Origin of the sequence: Chryseobacterium daeguense DSM 19388 (genome assembly GCF_000430825.1) — a bacterium.
In the GTDB taxonomy this organism is placed as follows: domain Bacteria; phylum Bacteroidota; class Bacteroidia; order Flavobacteriales; family Weeksellaceae; genus Chryseobacterium; species Chryseobacterium daeguense.
Window position 1 is genome coordinate 420438 of the sequence record NZ_AUMT01000002.1, and the last position, 19252, is coordinate 439689.

The window sequence follows — 19252 nt, forward strand, 5'->3', positions numbered from 1 at the left end:
TATGCTTTTCCTATTTATTATTTAATCTTAAAAATTTTTAATGAGTCTGAACTAAATACAGGTTTGTAATTATCATTTGTAAATATGGTATTTTTTATATTTACAAAAATGATGACTTCAGGTAAATTTTTTACTTCATGAAGGTCAAATTCAGGATCCGAAATAATAAGCACATTTATATTTTTATTGATTTGTGAAATATCTTTTATATAATTAATTTTCCTGTTTTTTACTAAATAATTCTGGGCAGCAATTTCTCTTTTTTCCTCATTTTTAATTAAAGTAAAAATTTTTCTGCCCGGTTGCTGTACTGTAAGCAGGAAATCCTTTTGTCCGAAATCATCTGCAATATGTAAAATAGCAGCATCTTTGGGAACATGTTTATTAAGTTCAAAGTAAACAGATTTGTTATTATTGAAATCTTCCTTCACTTCTTTTACTACCTCATTATCTTTGTATAAAAAGCTTAAAAACAATTTCTTTTTAAAATAGTTTTCATCTTCCAGCTCGTTTCTCAGTTTTGCAAATTCTTCCCGGAAATAAGCATTGATTTTTTTCGTGCGTTCAGAATAATTTAACCCAAAACTGGCATCATTATTTTTAATTCTTTCACCTACCTTTACGGTAATAGCGCCGTCGTAGATAATGAAATCTCCTTTCGGGAGCACTTCCGAGTTTCCGTGGATATAAATGGGCAGAATATCCAGCCCGAACTGCTCTGCTAGATAAAATGCACCTTTATGAAACCTTTTCACATCATTGGTGTAAGAACGCTCTGCCTCTGGAAAGACTACCAGAGAATATCCCTGGTCTATTTTTTCCTTTAGTTTGTCTAACCCGTTTTCAATGCCCTGCGAAACAGGATAAAATCCTAATGCTCTCACCATTCTTCCAAAAACCGGCGACTGATATACCCAGTCATTCACCAGATAAATGATCTTGTGACTGGCCATTGCAATCGCAAGCGTATCAAGGAAAGAGGTATGGTTTGCAATAATTACTGCCGGTCTGCTGAAGTCTTCCTTCGTATTTTTAATGACCTTCTTCTTTACAAAAGGATTAGAATAAAGGACAGAAGTTAAAAATCGGGATAAAATTAATTTTATAAAGTTTAAAGTTCTTCCTTTAGAATTTTTTGTAAGCGGACTTATTAATAAGGAAAAAAATAATCCGCCTAAACCGTAATACAGGAAAGATAATACAGAATGTAAAAACAGTCTTAATGTGATAGGTGAAAGACCTTTTTTTGCCCTGTTTGTTATTAACAGCCTAAACCAGAACGGGTACAATGTGGAGGTAATAATAATCACGGAAAACATCCCGATCAATGCTACCAAAGCCAATGAATGTAAAGCAGGATGTTTTGCAAAAATCAAAGAGCCGATGGACAATATTGTAGTGAAAACCGCCAGAATAATGGAAATCCTATAAGTGGGAAGTTCATTTTTGCCTGTGGTATGCTCCTTCTGCATAGCTTTTGTGAGAAAAATACTGAAATCGTCTCCCACACCAAAAACCAAAGTACAGACAACGGTACTGAAAATATTAAGCTCTAATCCTAAAAAATAAAGAATTCCCGCCGTCACAACTCCCGTTAAAACAATAGGGAACATGGTGAGAAGCGTCAATTCAAAATTACGGAAGAAAACAATGATCGTTAAAACAATAGCCAAAAGGGAATAATTAATTAATGTATTAAAATCCCTTTTTAATAAACCTAAAAAATTTTCATTCATCTGCTGGCGGTCTATGGCCAGCGCATCATGATTTTTTTCTACATCCTTAATGAAAGCATCTCTTTTTTTGTCATCCACTTTTACGACATTGGAAACCGTGTAGAAACCATTTTCCTGGCTTAAAAATTCGGAAACCTGCAGAGCTTTTACAGTTGAGTAGTCTTTTAAGCTTAAAGTTGAGTATTTTTTATTCAGATTTTCGTTAAACTGGTCAAATGCAGAGCTGTTGAACCCGAATTTATTTCCATTATCAACAAGTTCAGAAACCGTCCGGCTTTTTTTATTCTCATCCCAGAATTTTTGCCACTGATCTATTTTCTTTTGCTGGTCCTTTTCGGATAAAACTACATTTCCTAAAGAATTATAGCTTAAGATTTTTCCTTCTTTTTTTTCTTTTTCCAGAAACCGGCTTAATTGTGAATTTCTCGCCAGGGCCTGTTCCTCTGAATTTCCGTAAGAGATTGTATAAATTGATTTTGAAGTGATGTCTGAAAGCTTCTGGAGCTTGGCTTCACTTATTTTCAAATCTTTTGGAATATAATTTAAGTCTCCGATATCTTCATTAAAACCCACATGCCTGAAACCGAAAAGACAGGCAACAATAATGATGGAGCAGCCGATAATTAAAGGTTTGTTTTTTTCGTAAGGGTAAGACCCTATTTTGTCGATAAAATTGGTGTTGGCTTCTTTTTCTTTTTCCTTTGGCTTGTAGAGCTGAGGTACGATAATCAGCGCTGTTATGGATGATAAGATAACCGTAATGGCCGCGAAAAGGCCAAGATCTTTCAATGCTTCCGAACGTACAAAAACAAGGCACAGAAACGAAACTGCCGTAGTAGCGCTGCTTAAAATAATAGGTTGTGTAATTTCCTTGTAAAGTTCTTCAATATTATTATTGTGCTTATAATGCGTTAAAATATGTAAAGCGAAATCTATCGTAATTCCGATCAAAATAGCGCCCACACTTAATGAAATGGCGGAAATTTTATCTTTAATAAAATATAAGATCAGTAAGGCAAGCAAAACGGAAAATACGGTAGGCAGAAAAACGATAATGGGGGTGAAAAAATTCCTGAAATAATAAATAAGTAAAAGTAAAAGCACGGTCATGGAAATCATTACCGTATTCTGGATGTCTTTCTTGATCTGCTGTGCATTGGCAACGGCAATTACAGGTGAACCGAAATAGCTGATCTCTGTTTTCCCTTTGAACTGCTTATTAATATTGTCTTTTATTTCATTTAATTGGTTTACAAATACTTCATTGTTTTTGGTGTCATTGCTTTTGTTTTTAGGATCGATGAAGAGGAGGAGATTTTTGCCGTCTTTAGTGACGATATAATTGTCCTCAAGCTTAAAATCCTTGCTGATGTTTAAAGCGTTGAGCTTTTTTATCCCTAAAAAAGTAATGCCGAGCGGATCTTTTTTAATAAATTCTTTGGTAACGAGACTGGTAGGGGAAACCAGCGAGATGTAATTGTTTTCCACCTGTTTTGCAATGCTGTCTTTTTGCAGCTTCCTATCAATCTCTCTGTAATCGTTTTCATTTAAAAATAAAGGAAGGTTTTGATTGACAAAATCGAAGGTTTCTGAAATTTCGTTATCATTTACTTTTCCCTGTATGGATCCGATGTATTTCTGAAGGGGTTCTATTCTGGTTAAAAATGCATCTGCCGTTTCCGAAAGCTGAAATTGATTTTCTTTCGATTTATTTTCAATGATGACAATTATTTTGTCGGAAAAGTTGAGCTGCTTAAGAACCTTTGCCGTAAGGTCAGACTTTTCATTTTTAGGTATGATTTGATTAATATCTTCCTCAAAATTTATTTTCGAAGCAAAAAATCCGCACAAAACGGCAATTCCCACTGCAAAAAATACAGAGAGAAGCTTGTTTTTAGAAATCAGATAATATAAAATTATAAAGAAGCGATGCATTGCATTACAAAATCAAGTCTGCAAATTTAATTTTTTCATTATTAGTTTAAAAAGTTTTTACCATAAGTTTTGTCTGAAAATCAATAAAATATTTTAGGTGGTATGAAAAAAACTTCTACTTTTGCAAAAGTTCCCGATTGATGAAATACATTTTAAAACAAAAAATGACCTGAGTAACAGAGCTTAGATTTTGATATGTTTAAAATATTTGATGAAAAAATAAACGGATTTTTATTTGTAATAGTACTTCCGCTTCTGTTGTTTGCGATGTCTTATTATGGATTCGAATCTTCTTACACGAGATTAAAAACTTCAGAAAGACCTCCGGAGTTTTTGTTCAGTTCCGTGTATGCTTACAGAGTAATCCCGAATTACCTGAGCATACAGATGACTGACATAATGGAATATCTTGTTGATCATCAGCTTTCTTTTTTTAAGGACTTTCTTTCCAAAAACGGAACTCCTTTTTATCACGGACTTTTTTTAATGAACAGCTTTTTCTTTGCTCTTTGTTCCCTGCTCCTTAATTCTATTTTCAAGCTTAATGCATCTGAGCTTCTGGATACACTGTATGTAAGAAGAATTGTTCATCTTTTATCTGTTTTCTTTATTGTGATTACACAATATGCTCCTACGAACTGTGATACCATTGCCTTGTTTTGTTATTTAAGTGGAGTTTTTTTAACACTTAAATATTTATTGACTCATAAAAAAGCATACTATTATATTTTGATAGTTCTGATTATTGTGTCAACTTTTGTAAGAGAGACTGCGTGTCTTAATATTGCTTTTTTTGCTGCAGTTTTTTTTAGTTTTAAAGATTTACAGGAAAAAAATTATAAAATTATCGCACAGATTATTCCTTTGGTCATTGCTTTTCTTATTCCTTATCTTGGGTTAAGAAAAATTATTACACAAGAGGAGACTACCTTTGTAGAGGGTTTTTATATTAACAGAAATTTCGGAAGTCCGTTTAATTTGGCGGGGTTGCTGTTTGCAATTATTGTTTTAAACTTTATTTATAAAATAACAATAAATGAAGAAAATAAAATAGTGCTGAAAAAATACCTTTTTTTCTCCCTTCCTTATCTTGTTATGATTACTTTAGTGGGGCTTTTTTGGGAAGTAAGGCTTTTTTTACCTCTTATTCTTACTGCAATTATTGTGGCGTGTTATCAATTTAAAAATTCAAAAATCAAAGCATGAGTTTACTGCATCCATATTATATAATAGCAATGATTTACATGCTTTTTTTCAGTATCCAGGAGGTTTTTGGAAACAAAGTGGAGAAAAAATGGTTTTGGTTTTTGGGAATTTACCTTATTATCATTGCAGGACTCAGGGATAATGTTGGGCCGGATTTTGGTAGTTATCGGGGAATCTACATCTACTCTGATACTAAGGAATATATCAATATTTTTAGGAAAGCTCTCCATATAGAAGGCTCAGAAAATGTAGAAATAGAGTGGTTGTATGCATTGATAAACAAGATTTTACTGAATATATTTAATGCGCCGTTTTATATTGTTACTCTTGTCATAGCAAGTTTTGCGATTTTTTTTAAGGTAGAATATACGGAAGATAACACATTTTATCCATTCACTTTTACTTTATTTATGTTTATTCCGAACTTTTTTATTGGTGAAAGTGGACAGATAAGGCAGAATTTAGGAACCTTTGTAATTTATTTTGCCATACGGTATATCAAGGAAAGAAAGCTTCTTCATTACCTTTTTTGGGTTTTTATAGCTACGGGGATACATAACGTTTGCTATTTATTTTTACCCATGTATTGGCTGGTTAAAATTCCTTTAAGCAGAACGAGTATGCTTATTTTGATTTTAGGGTCAATTTTTCTTTCACCCTTTGAAGTGTATAGGGTTTTTGGTGATTTTTTAGGCAGTTTAACAGCTGACAGTATGCTAGTAGAAGGATTTAATGGATATGTTGATGAAACAGCGCAAAGATTAAACGGTGGATTCGGTATTCCGGAAGCCATGATGGCCATTCTTACGTTTTTCTTATTTGTTTTTGATTCAAAAATGGAAGAGAAATACCCTTATTACGAATACCATAAAGTGTTTGCTGTATTTGGAATATGTATGTATTTTATCTTTAGGAATAACCCTGTATTCTCATCCAGGATGGCTGGAGCGTTTATCGGTTTTGCTTATTTGATTATTCCTAATGCAATGTATGTAGTATCTTCTAACACTAAAAGATTAATATATAGTTTTATTATAGGGCTGGTAATATTTAATTTTGTTGTTTTTGCAAGCTTTAGAAATATTACGGCTGGCCGATTTACTATAGACCTCTACAAAAATCATATTTTACCATAAAAATAATACAAAATAAAACTTTACAATAACCAGAATTGTATAGTTTAAACTAAGACAACACATAGGTGTTGTCTTTTTTTATTGTGCATTATTTACGCAATCTATTGCTTTTTTGTTATTAATTTTATTTTAAATTGACTTTAAACATAAAAAATTTTTATAAAAATGCAGTATTTTCGCAATGCTCAAGTTGGAAAATGAAATTTTGACACATATAATTTAATAATTTTATTTTTTTAATATGAATTTATGTTTATTTAAGTGTAATTTATAAAATAAATCGATTTTTCTTAACAAGGGTTTAAATGTTGTACTTCAAAAGACAACACAAAATCAAGGATATGAAAAAGTCAATCAACAATTTAGTGGCAATTGTATGTTGCCTGGTTACGAACGGAATTTATGCCGGTACAAGTTTAGAATGGAAGAAAGAAAACTCTTTTTACAAAGTGGGATATTTTGAGAATATTTCCGATTCTTTAATTAGAAACCTAGGTATAACTACTAAACCGATAAGCTTTAATACAAAAGCATTACAGAAATCTTCAAAATCCCTTCTTCCGGATTGGACTAAAGCTCCCAACAGCTATATTTTTGATCCCGTCAGCAGTAGTGACGGGTTATATATTCCTGTGAAAAAAGCTTATGCAATGTGGGAGCAGGATAAATACATAGGCGGAGCAGTAATTCCCGAAGGAAAAGTAACTGCTGATGTTTTATGGGAAGATGTACATGGCCTGGTAAAATCAGGGCCCGGATACGAACTTGAAATAGCAGACTCCGGACAGAATGCAAAAATCAAAGTTCCAATTAATAAAGCTAAAAAAGGAAATGCTGTAATTGCGTTTAGGATAGATGGTGAGATTTACTGGTCTTGGCATGTCTGGGTTACAGACGATCCTACGAATGGGTCCAGGTACAAAAGCTATCCCAATCTGAAAAGACAGCGGGCAAACGGAACCATTGAAGCAATTCCTTACAACGATTGGGGCTGGATGGACCGAAATCTTGGAGCTGTAACAGGATCTATTACGGCCAATGAATGGAACAGAAATGGAGGGCTGCTTTACCAGTGGGGTAGAAAAGATCCCATACCCCCTTTGGTTTACAGAGGGAATGATTTTTATGAAGTTTCCGGCTCCATAGGAAGAGTGAGACATCGGGGTGCTAAAAATTTTACGGGTGCGGCTTCCATTGATAATTTTAGAAAATTTGTTTTATTGTCTGATGCTAATGTTACCAATAATATAAGGTTATCTGTAAAAAATCCTTTAAGTCTTATTTATGTTAATAAAGATGATAACTCCGGGTTGGCATATTATAACAATAATGCTAATTTGATGGTAAACTGGTTTGGAAAAATGTCAGGGTTAACTGATAACCGTTTACCAGAGCTTAATCTGTGGTCTGATAATTCTCAAGGATTAATTAATGTAAATTACAATGCTGATGAAGCAGCACAGCCGTACAGAAGCAAGTCGTCCTATGACCCATGTCCGAACGGATGGAGGCTCCCTTCAGTATTAGTAGCTAATCTGGCTTCTGCAAGCTATATAGATGATATTAGGGTAGATTATTCGCCTTACGGAGTGAGAACCAATATGGCAAAGAATGTTTTTGAAGCTAATAAATATCACATTATAAAACCTACACATTCCGGAGTTCCAAGTTTTATGGTAGGAGCAAAATTGTATCCGAATGTCGGCTTTGATTTTTCAAATGTGGGAGGGCTTAATATGGGCTTGTATCCCGGGACTGGAGTTTTGACGATCAACGCTCATTTGGGGCAGTATTCAGATCAGCATCACGTGGCTTTATGGACGGCTACAATGCCTAGGCAGTTTGATGCGACACCTGCGGTAGGAGCGAGAACGCTTTTTATGATTCCAGACAAAGGGCAGCCTGATATACCAGATCCCAATTACCCGAATGTTCAGGGTAGATACTGGTATTTTCCTTTAGGTACAAGTGTAACTTCAGATGCTAATGGATGCAGATGTGTAAAAGACCCGTTATATGTGGTTAATGATTATAATTTCCCGACAGAATATCTGGTTCCGCCTACAGAATACCGCGAAGGTCTGGAAAATCCTAATACCTATCAGGCTGTAAAATCCGGATCCACATTTATAATTGATATTCCGGTTAATAAAGCTTTTTCTGTACAAAGCCAGATTCTGAATAATAAAGATATTTTAGAGCCCGCTAGCTATAATAATTTGCAAGCTAATATTTTATGGACCACAAATACTAATTTGATCAACAAATTATCTGTGCTCAATCCCTCTCCGGGTTCTTTGTCTGAGATTTCAAATTCGAGGATTTCGGTTACTGTAAATCCTAATCAGAGCGGTAATGCGGTAGTTACACTTCATAACGGGAGTATATCAAATCCTGTTTACTGGTCATGGCATATCTGGATCACAGATACACCATTAGGAAGTCATAACTATACAACAGAGCTTCCGGATACATCGGTTCCAAATTATATTAATTATGTTAAAAAAGCCGACAATGTATTCCAGACAGAATTTATGGACAGGAATTTAGGAGCTGTGGACGCATTTCCTAATGTTGTAAATCCTCTTACACCTACTGCTGCAGAGTTAGCAAAAATTAAGGCTTCTACAGGACTACATTATCAATGGGGAAGAAAAGATCCGCTGCCTGTCTTTCAATATGCCGATGACAGGGCTTCATACCCTGTTTATTTAGGAAGTACTACTGCAAGTGGGACATTAGCTTATACCGCACTTTCTGCGGCGACTTATAATAATATGTCTGGAAGTTTTATTATTCCTTTTAATACATACACCAATACGGCAAATGCTAATGTTTTAGCAACAGACAAAGTCTCTGATAAAATTGCAAAAGTATTGTCTTATTCTGTAAGGAACCCCCTTACATATATGATTCCAAGTACTTTTGCGCCGTATAACAGCACTACTCCGTCCTATACCAATGGTACAGACTGGCTGGCAAACGAACCTAATCTTGCTCCGGACCGTTGGGGAAGAGGCGGGAAAAAATCTCCTTTTGATCCTTGTCCGGCAGGCTGGAGAATTCCGGATCTTTCTGGTGTTGCTATTGCTTCCGGAAAAGATTTTGGATTGACTCCATGGTACAAAATAGATAAAAACGTAGCAACCTCATATAGTGCTGTCAATGATTATTTGGGGCAAAGAGTGAGAAGAAGCGCAACATACAGCTATACCATTGGATATATGTTTACTAATCCGTCTTATTATATCGGAAACTATCCTAATTCTGGTTCACGGGGGTTTAGAAGTGTCATGGGAAATCAGACAGCTTCGGGAACATATAATTTCATCAATTATCAGTATCCGGGAGTGTGGACGGCAGCTCTTAATTCAAATTATATCGGCAGGCCGATCAATGTATTGTTTGATGCAGCTGCTACAGCCAATCGTATGATTGTTTTCCATGATAATAATGATCCTTATTTCGGAATGAGTTGTCGTTGTGTGAAAATAAAGTATGACGCTAACGGAAATGAGGAAGGAGTTATTCCGCGGGTTCGTATTACATCTCTGCCGGCAGCAAAGTCTGCTGTTGTTCTAAGTGAAAATAATGCGCGGGAAATTGCAAATGACGAAAAAATTTCATTATTCCCAATCCCGGTGAAGGATGAGCTTCATATTGATGCTCCAGACAATAAGGATGGATATTATTATCAGATCTATAATATGTCTGGGCAGCTTGTAAAATCCGGACAGTTTGAAAATGGAAAAACCAATGTATCTTCTTTAATATCCGGAACTTATCTGGTGAGGATAAATTCTTCTGATGAAGTTATTAAAATCATTAAAGAATAGATATTTTCAGGATTATATTCAAATGGGATAAAGTGAAAGCTCTATCCCATTTTTTATTTCTGATTAAATTAAAAAATAAGACTTACTTATAATTTCTATAAAATGGGTAAAACACTTAAGTAAAGCTATTAATACTAAAATTAAATGCCTTACAAACCCTCATAATTGTTAAAAAACTAATATTACAAAAACTATCTAATAAAAAAACTTTACTTTTGCAAAAATTTTTAGAATGTCGAAAAATTTAGTAATCGTTGAGTCACCGGCAAAAGCAAAAACTATTCAGAAATATTTAGGGAAGGATTTTGAAGTAAAATCCAGCTTCGGTCATATCCGGGATCTGCCTAAAAAAGGAATGGGGATTGATTTGTCTACATTCAGTCCGGATTACGAAGTTTCTGCCGACAAAAAGAAATTAGTAACAGAACTGAAGGCAGCTGTGAAAAAAGCGGAAATGGTCTGGCTGGCTTCCGATGAAGACCGTGAGGGAGAAGCTATTGCATGGCATCTTGCGGATGAATTGAAATTAAAGCCAGAAAACCGCAAGAGAATTGTTTTTCACGAGATTACTAAAAATGCCATTCTAAAAGCCATTGAAAATCCAAGGGATATTGACCAGAACCTGGTAAATGCCCAGCAGGCGAGAAGAGTTTTGGACAGGATTGTTGGTTTTGAAATGTCTCCGGTTCTGTGGAAAAAAGTAAAGCCGGGACTATCTGCAGGAAGAGTGCAGTCCGTTGCTGTAAGGTTAATTGTTGAAAGAGAAAAAGAAATCCGCGAGTTTATTCCTAAAGCAAGCTTCAAGCTGGACGGGATTTTCTTAAACAAAACCCAACAGGAAATTGCAGCCAAGCTTAAGAAAGACTTTGAAAAGGAAGAAGACGCAGAGCAATTTCTGGAATTAGCAAAAACTACGGAGTTCAAAGTTCTTAATGTTGAGACAAAGCCGGGCACACGCTCTGCATCGGCACCTTTTACCACATCTACATTGCAGCAGGAAGCTTCTTCCAGATTAGGGTACAATGTGACGACCACCATGCGTCTTGCGCAGACTCTTTATGAAGAAGGACATATTACTTACATGAGAACAGATTCGGTAAATCTTTCTCAGGAAGCAATTGAAGGAGCAAAAAAACAAATCACTTCGGAATACGGAGCAGAATATTCTTCTCCGAGAAATTACACCACAAAATCTGCATCTGCACAGGAAGCCCACGAAGCCATCCGTCCTACAGATTTCGGTGTGAAAAGTATTGGTGACAATCAATTAAACAGATTATACCAGCTCATCTACAGAAGAACACTGGCTTCTCAAATGGCTAATGCTAAAATTGAGAAAACCGTTATTGAAATAGGAAACTCTAAGCTTCCACAAAATTTTGAAGCGCAGGGCGAAGTAATCATTTTTGATGGTTTCTTAAAAGCCTACGGAATCGTTAAAACAGAAGAAGATGATGAAGAGAACAATGAAAAATTACTTCCGAAAGTAAGCGTTGGGGAAGTTTTAGACTATAAAAAAATTACGGCAACGAAAAAATTCACAAGACCAAGCGCAAGATACACCGAAGCAGGTTTGGTAAGAAAGCTTGAAGAATTGGGAATTGGCCGTCCTTCTACGTATGCCCCAACGATTCAGACCATTCAGAATCGTGAATATGTAGATAAAAGAGAGATTGAACCGCAGACCCGTGAAGTGGTAAAAATGTCTTTATCAAAAGATAAAATTAAAAAAGAAGTCCTTGAGGAAAAATTCGGAGGGGATAAAAATAAATTCGTTCCTACGGACACTGGTGAAGTGGTAAGTGATTTCCTTACAGATAATTTTAAAGAAATCCTGGATTACGGTTTCACGGCAAGAGTCGAAGAAAGTTTTGACGAAATTGCAAACGGTGACCAAAAATGGAAAGAAATGATGACGGATTTCTACTCAAAATTCCATCCGAGAATTGAAGATGTAGAAGAAAATGCAGAAAGAGCTACCGGAGACAGGCTTCTCGGTGTAGATCCGAAAACCGGTAAAAATGTTCATGCAAGAATCGGAAGATTCGGGGCGATGATCCAGATTGGGGAAACGGATGATGAAGAAAAACCGATTTTTGCTTCACTAATGGCCGGGCAGAATATTGCAACCATCACTTTTGATGAGGCTATGGAGTTATTTAAACTTCCTTTTGACTTAAATGAGGTGGACGGGCAGTCGGTTTCTGTAGGGGTAGGCAGATTCGGGCCTTATGTGAAATGGGGAGAAACCTATATCAGCATTCCGAAAGGAGAAGATCCTCTTTCTGTAAACCAGAAGCGTGCTGAAGAAATTATTAATGAAAAGAAAATCGCAGATGCACCGATTGCAACGTACAAAGGGGAGCCTGTGACAAAGGGTTCAGGGAGATTCGGGCCATTCATTAAGTATAAAGATATTTTTGTAAATGTTCCGAAGAGATATAATTTTGAAAATCTCTCACAAAGTGATATCAATGAATTGATTGATGCTAAACTGGAAAAAGAAGCCAACAGATATATCCAGCAGTGGGAAAAAGAAAAAATTTCCATTGAAAACGGAAGATGGGGACCTTTCATTAAATTCGGAAAAGCAATGTTCAAAATTCCGAAGAAAGCAGACGATACAAAGTATGAAGCAGATGAGCTGAAAGAGCTTTCCTTAGATGAGGTTAAAAAGTGGATTACCGCTCAGGATCCTAAAGCTTTTGCAGAAAAGAAAAAGCCTGCAGCTAAGAAACCCGCTGCTAAAAAAGTTACAACAGCAAAAAAGACAGCTGTAAAGAAAAAATAATTCAAAGAAATAAAATATTTATAAAAAAGACTGCCCTAAAGCAGTCTTTTTTAATTTCTATAAGCCGGCCGGAACGGCTGCAGAGCCTACGTTTGTTCCTCCTAAATCAGAAGATACACTTCCAAGATTTTTAATAATGTTTTTATTGATTACCAGACAGTAAATTGTCCAGTCGCCATTATCCTCTGTTGCTCCCCCTTGATAATCGGCCTGTATTCTCCATGTTCCGCCACTTTGGAAAGCATAAATATTGATGGGGTTGTAAGTTTTAGCAACATTAGAAGTCAGATGGGTAGGTCCTCCCGTGGTAAAGCTGCTTCCTGTTACTACTACGGTATATTCCGAAGTGGGAATATTCGTATTAAAATCTGCTACCCAGTCCTGCTTTACGTTATTGATGTTATAGGTAACATAATTAAGTGGGAAAGCATTGCCGGAGTTTGTTGTTAAAACTTTTAGCTCACCTGTAGTATTATCTCTTACCACAGAGCTGAAACCTCCTGTGCCGCTTGTAGAAGCAGCGGCTCCTAAAATCATGTTGCCGGTTGTCTGCAATTGTGCGGTTGGATTAAGAGTTCCGATACCCAGTTTTCCTGTTTTGGTAAAAATAAGATCATTGGCTTGTTGTGCGGCAGAAACGGTGCCGGTTGCAGGATTGTCTTTAGCTCCGTCTACATGTAAAGATCCCTGAGGATTGGCATTATTGATCCCTACTTGGGCATAGGTAAGCGAAAACACACTTACGCAAGTGCATAATAAAATTTTTTTCATTGTCTTAATGTTATAAAATTAGAAAACGACGCGAAAATAGGAAATTATCTCCACAACGTGTTGAATTATTGTTAATAAATTTAAATATTAAATGTTTTTATTCTTATAACAGGTAATTTTATTTAATTATAATTCTAAAATAATCGTATATTGTTAATGATAATTAAATTTAAATTAATTTATGAAATTGAAAATAAAAAAATAATGAATTTATGCTTGCTTAAAAGAAAATCTATAATTCGTTTTTATGCATAATAATTTATTGATCCAAATTTTAAAATCAATTTAAAATTTTAAACCCTAAAGTACGGGATGCCCTGTTGTGCGGTTTATATTAAATTAGCTGTAAATCAAAAGGAATGAGCAATAATAAATCTTTTTCACGCAAAGACTTTTTACAGACTTCAGCGTTGGGGCTGGCGGCTGTGTTTTTAGGATCATCTTTTACAAAATCATTTTCTTTTGATAAACCTTATTTTAACTTAAAGCCAATTGGAAGGTCACTTGCTCTGGAAGGATACTATATCTGGTGCAGCTCGCCGATCTGGGGTGAAGATGGGAAAGTGCATCTTTTTTATTCCCGGTGGAAAAAGGAAAAAGGCATGGGCGGGTGGCTGAACGGTTCCGAAATCTGTCGGGCAGAAGCCAATTCTCCATTTGATCAATTTGAGCATAAACAGGTTATTTTAGCGCCGAGAGGTGAAGGTTTCTGGGATGCAACAACCTGCCATAATCCGTTGATTAAAAAAGTTGGAGATCAGTATCTGCTTTTTTTTATGGGAAATTCTAATGGAAAAACCAATACCAAACGAATAGGGCTGGCTACATCCAAAAGCCTTGAAGGTGACTGGACACGGCCGGATGAACCACTGCTTCTTCCCGGAAGTGAAGGCTCCTGGGATGACCATTGCACCACGAATCCTGCTTTTGTAAAAGGGAATGATGGAAAATACTTGCTGTTTTATAAATCCTGGAACACCAAAGAATATGAAACACAAAAAGGCTCCGTAAGAGGAAACCGTAAGTATGGATTAGCCAAGGCAGATTCTCCTTTGGGACCCTATAAGAAAGTTTCCGATAAGCCGGTGATTGATTTCTCAGATTTACCGAATAATGCCCAGCTGGAAGATGCTTTTGTCTGGAAGCAGAAAGGGAAATTCCACATGGTAGCCCGTGACATGGGATTCTTCAATCATGAATATGGTCTGCATTTAACCACAAAAGATGGATTAAAATGGACAAAACCTGAAATAGCTTATCTTAATATGACTTCTTACATTAATGAGCCCGCGCCTCCAAAACATTTAAAAAGATTCGGAAGGCTGGAGCGGCCAATGATTTTATTGGATAAAGATGGAGAAACGCCTCGTTTTTTATTCGGTGCTACACAAGGTGGAGAATTTGAAACTTCAACAACTTTTGTCTTTGAAATTTTGAAATCATAAATTAAAATGAATAACCTTCGGAACCTTGTCAAAGTTTTAAACTCTGACAAGGTTGATGAGCCCGTTAACAATTTGTTGATGGTTTTTTATTGACAAAAAGCGCTGCAGGATTTCAACTTGATGAGGTTTTTTGTAAGTTTGTGAAAATAATGCGGACTATAAATGAATTTTGAAGATTTTATCATTTCACCAAGAAATTTCAAAACGGAAAGCTGGCAAATCGGAAATAAGATTACGAAAGATATCAGGGAAGACAGTATTGTTCTTCTGTTTGTTTCAGATTACAGAGGGGCAACCGGAGATGCAGAGGTGCAGGATTTTACAGGGATCAGAAAAGAATTTTACAAATTGTCACAGCTGGATTTCGAAGTTCCAATTGTAGATTTGGGAGATCTGGTTTCAGGAAAATCTGTTCAGGATTCTCATTATATTTTGCAGGAAGTTTTATCGGCATGTCATTACAAAAGAGCAATTCCGGTAATCATTGGCGGATCGAATGATTTTGCTTTTTCACTTTTTTCGGCATTAAATTTCCACACAAAAAATATTAATTATACCCAGATCAGCAATATTATTTCCCTGAAACAGGGTGAAATGATCAATGAGCATACTTTCCTGAGCAAAATTTTCGGAGCGAAGAATTTTTCCATTAAAAATTATCATCATTTAGGCTATCAAAAGCATTTGAATGAGATGGATTCCGTAAAGCTCATCAAAGAAGTGGAGTTTGATATTGTCCGTTTGGCTGAAATGATGAATTCCACGGAAAAAACAGAGCCGTTTTTCCGGAAAGCGGATCTGGTGACCGTAAACTGTGATGCGATCGAGAGTTTTGGAGAGCCTTTTTCAATAAATTCCCAGGTAAACGGACTGAACAGAAGGGAAATCTGTGCCTACATGAAAGAAATTGGCTTAAGTGAAAACCTTAAATCTGTAGGAATTTTTAATTATAATATTTATTCTGAAAATCAGCTCAATCACCAGCTTCTTGCACAAATGATCTGGTATCTTATGGAAGGGATCAATATTCAGAAATCCCATCCCAAAGAAAGAAAGTATGAGGTGTTTTATGTTTTGATAGATGACAGGCAATACGCTTTCAAACGAGATACATTCAGCAATCTTTGGTATTTTGGAGATGATGAAAACATAGAAAACTGCATTCCCTGTTCCAGAAAAGATTTTGATGAAGCTAAAAAAGGCTGGCTGAATGCACGACTGACGAAAATTTAATGTATGACAAACGTTCCCTCAAAAGTTTCCATCATAGTTCCTGTTTATAATGTCGAAAATTATTTGGCAAAATGTCTGGATTCATTAGTGAACCAGACCCATCAGAATATTGAAATTCTGGTTGTAAATGATGGAAGTAAAGATAATTCTGAACAGATTATTCAGGATTATGCTCAGAAATATCCTGAAAAAATCAAGCCTTTTTTTAAAGAAAACGGCGGACTCAGCGATGCCAGGAATTTTGGGATTGACCGGGTTACAGGAGATTATATTGGTTTTGTAGACAGTGATGACTATGTTACTCCCACCATGTTTGAAGAAATGACAGCTCTTGCTGAAAAGCATCATTCTAAAATGGTGATCTGTAATATTCAGAAAGTAGATCAAAATGGAAATATAACACAAAAGCTGACTCAAATCCCCAATATGCCGGAAAAAATTGATCTTGAAAAACATTTCTCTGTGTTTTCGGATTTAAGTTATTTTGCCTGCAATAAATTATTTAAAAAAGAACTTTTTGATAATAAAAGGTTTAAAAAAGGTGCTCATTTTGAAGATATTCAGCTGATTCCTCAGCTTTTATTAGAGTGCGATACGGTTGCACAGACCCAGAATTTTCATTACCAGTATCTTGAACGTACAGATTCCATCACAAAAACCCATACAGAAAAAGGCCTGGATATTTTAAAGGCCGTGGAAGATGTGGAGGATTTTTTTGAAAAATCCATATACTCGGAAAAAAGAGTGGAATTGAAAAACTTTCAGATTTTCGAAGGGGTTTATTCCTTTCTGGCTTACCTGGCTTTTGTGAAAAATGAAGATTTATTCTATGAAATGTCCGGTGAATTAGAGGCTTTCATAAAAAAAAGGGATATAAAATTAAAAGATATATTAAAGTATAGTCGTTTTGATAAAAATTATCTACTATCTTTGCCACTGAAAAAAAAGGTATTTTATCTCTTATTTTTTGCCGGGCAGAAAAAATTGATAAGAAAATTAATTTAAACACAAGTGTAAGTACGGTTTGTTTCGTATTGTAAAAACGAAAATGAAGTTTTTATATGTCGACTGTGGTTTTTTGATAACCTGACGAAACAAAGTACTGAATAGAAAAAAAATGAAGAATTTTGAATTGTTCTTAACTCAATCGGGCGTTCCTATTTTTTATGTAAAAATAGGGCTTGGTTTCTTATTTTCCTTTTTGATCACGTTTTTTTCTGTTCCTACTATTATAAAAATTTCCCGAAGGAAAAACTTAATGGATGAGCCGGGCGTGAGAAGCTCACACCTTCGTAAAATTCCTAATCTTGGCGGTATTGCTATTTTCTATTCCATCGGGATCAGTGCTTCCATATTTGCTTATGAGCTTTTTGATCTGTACAAATTTTTGTTCGCTTCACTTATTATTTTGCTTTATATTGGTGTAATGGATGACATTGTTGTCATGAGAGCATACAAAAAATTAGTGGCGCAGATTGTCGTTTCATCATTGATTGTTATAGGTTCTGATATCAGGATAAGAAGCTTATTCGGGATATTCGGAATTTATGAAATGGGATATTTTATAAGTATTCTCTTCAGTATCATCACTTTTATTATTCTCATCAATGCTTTTAATCTTATTGACGGGATAGATGGTCTCGCGGGCGGATATTCTATTATCTGCAGCGCGCTTTTTGGGGTAAGCTACTATAGATTAGGAGAATATAATTATTCTTTGGTCATTTTATCAGCCGTTATAATAGGAGCGGTTCTGGCATTTTTATATTATAACTTGTCGAATTACAGGGCAAACAAAATTTTTATGGGAGATACGGGTTCAATGCTTTTAGGCTTTTTACTTGCATTTACCTCTATTTGCTTTATTGATATTTTTATTGACAGAGAACTTCCTAACGTTCCCAAATATCACCTGCAGTCGGCTCCGGTAGTGGCTGTTGCTATTCTTATTCTGCCGATTGTGGATACTTTAAATGTCATAATTATAAGGCTGGCAAATAAGAAATCTCCATTTGATGCGGACAAAAACCATATACATCATAAATTACTAAAGCTTAATCTTACGCATAGAAGATCAAGTTTTTATATTATTTTATATTATCTTTTTGTAGTAGGTGTTGCTTATTATTTCAGACATATAAACGTAAATCTTTTACTGGCAGTTATAGTTTCATTAGGCTTTTTTGGAGCTTATTTGCCGGATATTATTTATCATTTGAAGAATAATAAACAAACAAACAATTAAATCTTTATTTTAGCAAACAATTTGAAAATACAATGAAGAATTATAAGTATTTATTCCTTTTAATATTCTCTTTTCTGGTTACAACATCTTGTATCACGACAAAAGACGTGCGATATATGCAACCAAATGAGAGCCTTGTAATCAATGAGGAAGGTTTGGTTCCCTATAATATTCCTGTTTATAGAATTACTAAGAACGATATTCTTAATCTTAATATTGTTACCACTCCGAAAGGAGATGCGGCACAGTTTTATTCATCTTTGAATACTTCAGGATCTACAGTTACTCCGGGCACAAACAATGCTACTTCAGGCAGGGGAGCAGCTGTAGGAAGTGTTGGAGGTGGCGGTGGCTCTGTAGGAGGTAACTCAATCTTTTATTTCAATGGCTTAAAGGTGGATTCTAAAGGTGATATCAATGTTTTTGGAATAGGTTACATTAAAGCGGAAGGAAGAACAATTGAAGAAGTATCCGAGGAAATTCAAACTAAAGTAAATGAGAATTTTCAGGAAGGAAAATCTGAAGTCCGTTTGAACACGGATGGTATTACCTACTATGTTCTGGGTGATGTAGAAACAACCGGTGTTACGGGTGAAAAGGTAGCTCACAAAAATACGCTTACTATTACTGAAGCGCTGGCTATTAACGGAGGATTAAACAGGACAATTGACCGAAAAAATGTGGTTATCCACAGAAAGCTTCCTGAAGGAATTAAAATTGCTAAAATAGACCTTACCCGTGAAGATGTAATGAACTCACCATATTATTATGTTCAGAATGGTGATGAAATTTATCTGAATACAAGAGCGAAGAGCTTAAACGGATTCGGAAAGGACCCTGTGCAGACTCTTACAACAGGAGTTTCTGTAATTACAACAGCTCTATCAATTTATTTATTACTTAAAAACCTTTAAAATA

The 19252-nt window shown here is 35.4% G+C and carries 11 protein-coding genes; 9 read left to right on the top strand and 2 right to left on the bottom strand.

Translation table 11 applies throughout. The features are described 5' to 3' along the window. Positions 1-17 precede the first annotated feature (17 nt). A complete protein-coding gene (locus H560_RS0104455; protein WP_027378931.1) occupies positions 18-3671 on the bottom strand; it encodes an MMPL family transporter in 3654 nt (1217 codons plus the stop codon). 195 nt (positions 3672-3866) lie between these two features. Here H560_RS0104455 and H560_RS0104460 point away from each other — a divergent pair, with 195 nt between their 5' ends. From H560_RS0104460 to topA, 4 genes are all read left to right on the top strand, one after another. Then, on the top strand, positions 3867-4877 hold the full coding sequence (locus tag H560_RS0104460; protein WP_027378932.1) for a hypothetical protein: 1011 nt from the start codon (positions 3867-3869) through the stop codon (positions 4875-4877). Beyond that, positions 4874-6013, top strand: a complete 1140-nt coding sequence (locus H560_RS0104465) for an EpsG family protein (RefSeq protein WP_027378933.1) — start codon at positions 4874-4876, stop codon at positions 6011-6013. The genes H560_RS0104460 and H560_RS0104465 overlap by 4 nt, the downstream gene beginning before the upstream one ends. Positions 6014-6354: 341 nt before the next feature. After that, positions 6355-9849, top strand: coding sequence for a T9SS type A sorting domain-containing protein (locus H560_RS0104470; protein WP_162143847.1), 3495 nt, complete (start codon positions 6355-6357; stop codon positions 9847-9849). Positions 9850-10081: 232 nt separating this feature from the next. Next, positions 10082-12640, top strand: coding sequence for a type I DNA topoisomerase (topA, locus tag H560_RS0104475; protein ID WP_027378935.1), 2559 nt, complete (start codon positions 10082-10084; stop codon positions 12638-12640). Between the two features lie 57 nt (positions 12641-12697). Here topA and H560_RS0104480 read toward each other — a convergent pair whose 3' ends face one another. Then, positions 12698-13411, bottom strand: coding sequence for a hypothetical protein (locus H560_RS0104480; protein ID WP_027378936.1), 714 nt, complete (start codon positions 13409-13411; stop codon positions 12698-12700). Positions 13412-13770: 359 nt separating this feature from the next. Here H560_RS0104480 and H560_RS0104485 point away from each other — a divergent pair, with 359 nt between their 5' ends. The 5 genes from H560_RS0104485 to H560_RS0104505 all read left to right on the top strand — a co-directional run bounded on the left by H560_RS0104485 (position 13771) and on the right by H560_RS0104505 (position 19248). Then, entirely contained in the window at positions 13771-14856 is a 1086-nt protein-coding gene (locus tag H560_RS0104485; protein WP_027378937.1) for a glycoside hydrolase family protein, read from the top strand. 162 nt (positions 14857-15018) lie between these two features. Beyond that, the gene (locus H560_RS0104490; RefSeq protein ID WP_027378938.1) at positions 15019-16089 is read left to right on the top strand and encodes a formimidoylglutamase; all 1071 of its coding nucleotides are present in this window, start codon (positions 15019-15021) and stop codon (positions 16087-16089) included. A 3-nt stretch (positions 16090-16092) separates the two neighbouring features. Next, entirely contained in the window at positions 16093-17094 is a 1002-nt protein-coding gene (locus H560_RS0104495) for a glycosyltransferase family 2 protein (RefSeq protein ID WP_027378939.1), read from the top strand. Positions 17095-17206: 112 nt separating this feature from the next. Then, entirely contained in the window at positions 17207-18334 is a 1128-nt protein-coding gene (locus H560_RS0104500; protein ID WP_027378940.1) for a glycosyltransferase family 4 protein, read from the top strand. A gap of 32 nt (positions 18335-18366) precedes the next feature. Further along, complete coding sequence (locus H560_RS0104505; RefSeq protein WP_027378941.1) at positions 18367-19248, top strand: polysaccharide biosynthesis/export family protein; 882 nt, start codon at positions 18367-18369, stop codon at positions 19246-19248. The last annotated feature ends 4 nt before the right edge of the window (positions 19249-19252 follow it).

Excerpts from the sequence above, each read along its gene's own strand:
- H560_RS0104460 (WP_027378932.1), top strand. The coding sequence starts at position 3,867 with ATGTTTAAAATATTTGATGAAAAAATAAACGGATTTTTATTTGTAATA.
- H560_RS0104505 (WP_027378941.1), top strand. The coding sequence starts at position 18,367 with ATGAAGAATTATAAGTATTTATTCCTTTTAATATTCTCTTTTCTGGTT.
- H560_RS0104480 (WP_027378936.1), bottom strand. The coding sequence starts at position 13,411 with ATGAAAAAAATTTTATTATGCACTTGCGTAAGTGTGTTTTCGCTTACC.
- topA (WP_027378935.1), top strand. The coding sequence starts at position 10,082 with ATGTCGAAAAATTTAGTAATCGTTGAGTCACCGGCAAAAGCAAAAACT.
- H560_RS0104485 (WP_027378937.1), top strand. The coding sequence starts at position 13,771 with ATGAGCAATAATAAATCTTTTTCACGCAAAGACTTTTTACAGACTTCA.
- H560_RS0104470 (WP_162143847.1), top strand. The coding sequence starts at position 6,355 with ATGAAAAAGTCAATCAACAATTTAGTGGCAATTGTATGTTGCCTGGTT.
- H560_RS0104465 (WP_027378933.1), top strand. The coding sequence starts at position 4,874 with ATGAGTTTACTGCATCCATATTATATAATAGCAATGATTTACATGCTT.
- H560_RS0104495 (WP_027378939.1), top strand. The coding sequence starts at position 16,093 with ATGACAAACGTTCCCTCAAAAGTTTCCATCATAGTTCCTGTTTATAAT.
- H560_RS0104500 (WP_027378940.1), top strand. The coding sequence starts at position 17,207 with ATGAAGAATTTTGAATTGTTCTTAACTCAATCGGGCGTTCCTATTTTT.
- H560_RS0104490 (WP_027378938.1), top strand. The coding sequence starts at position 15,019 with ATGAATTTTGAAGATTTTATCATTTCACCAAGAAATTTCAAAACGGAA.
- H560_RS0104455 (WP_027378931.1), bottom strand. The coding sequence starts at position 3,671 with ATGCATCGCTTCTTTATAATTTTATATTATCTGATTTCTAAAAACAAG.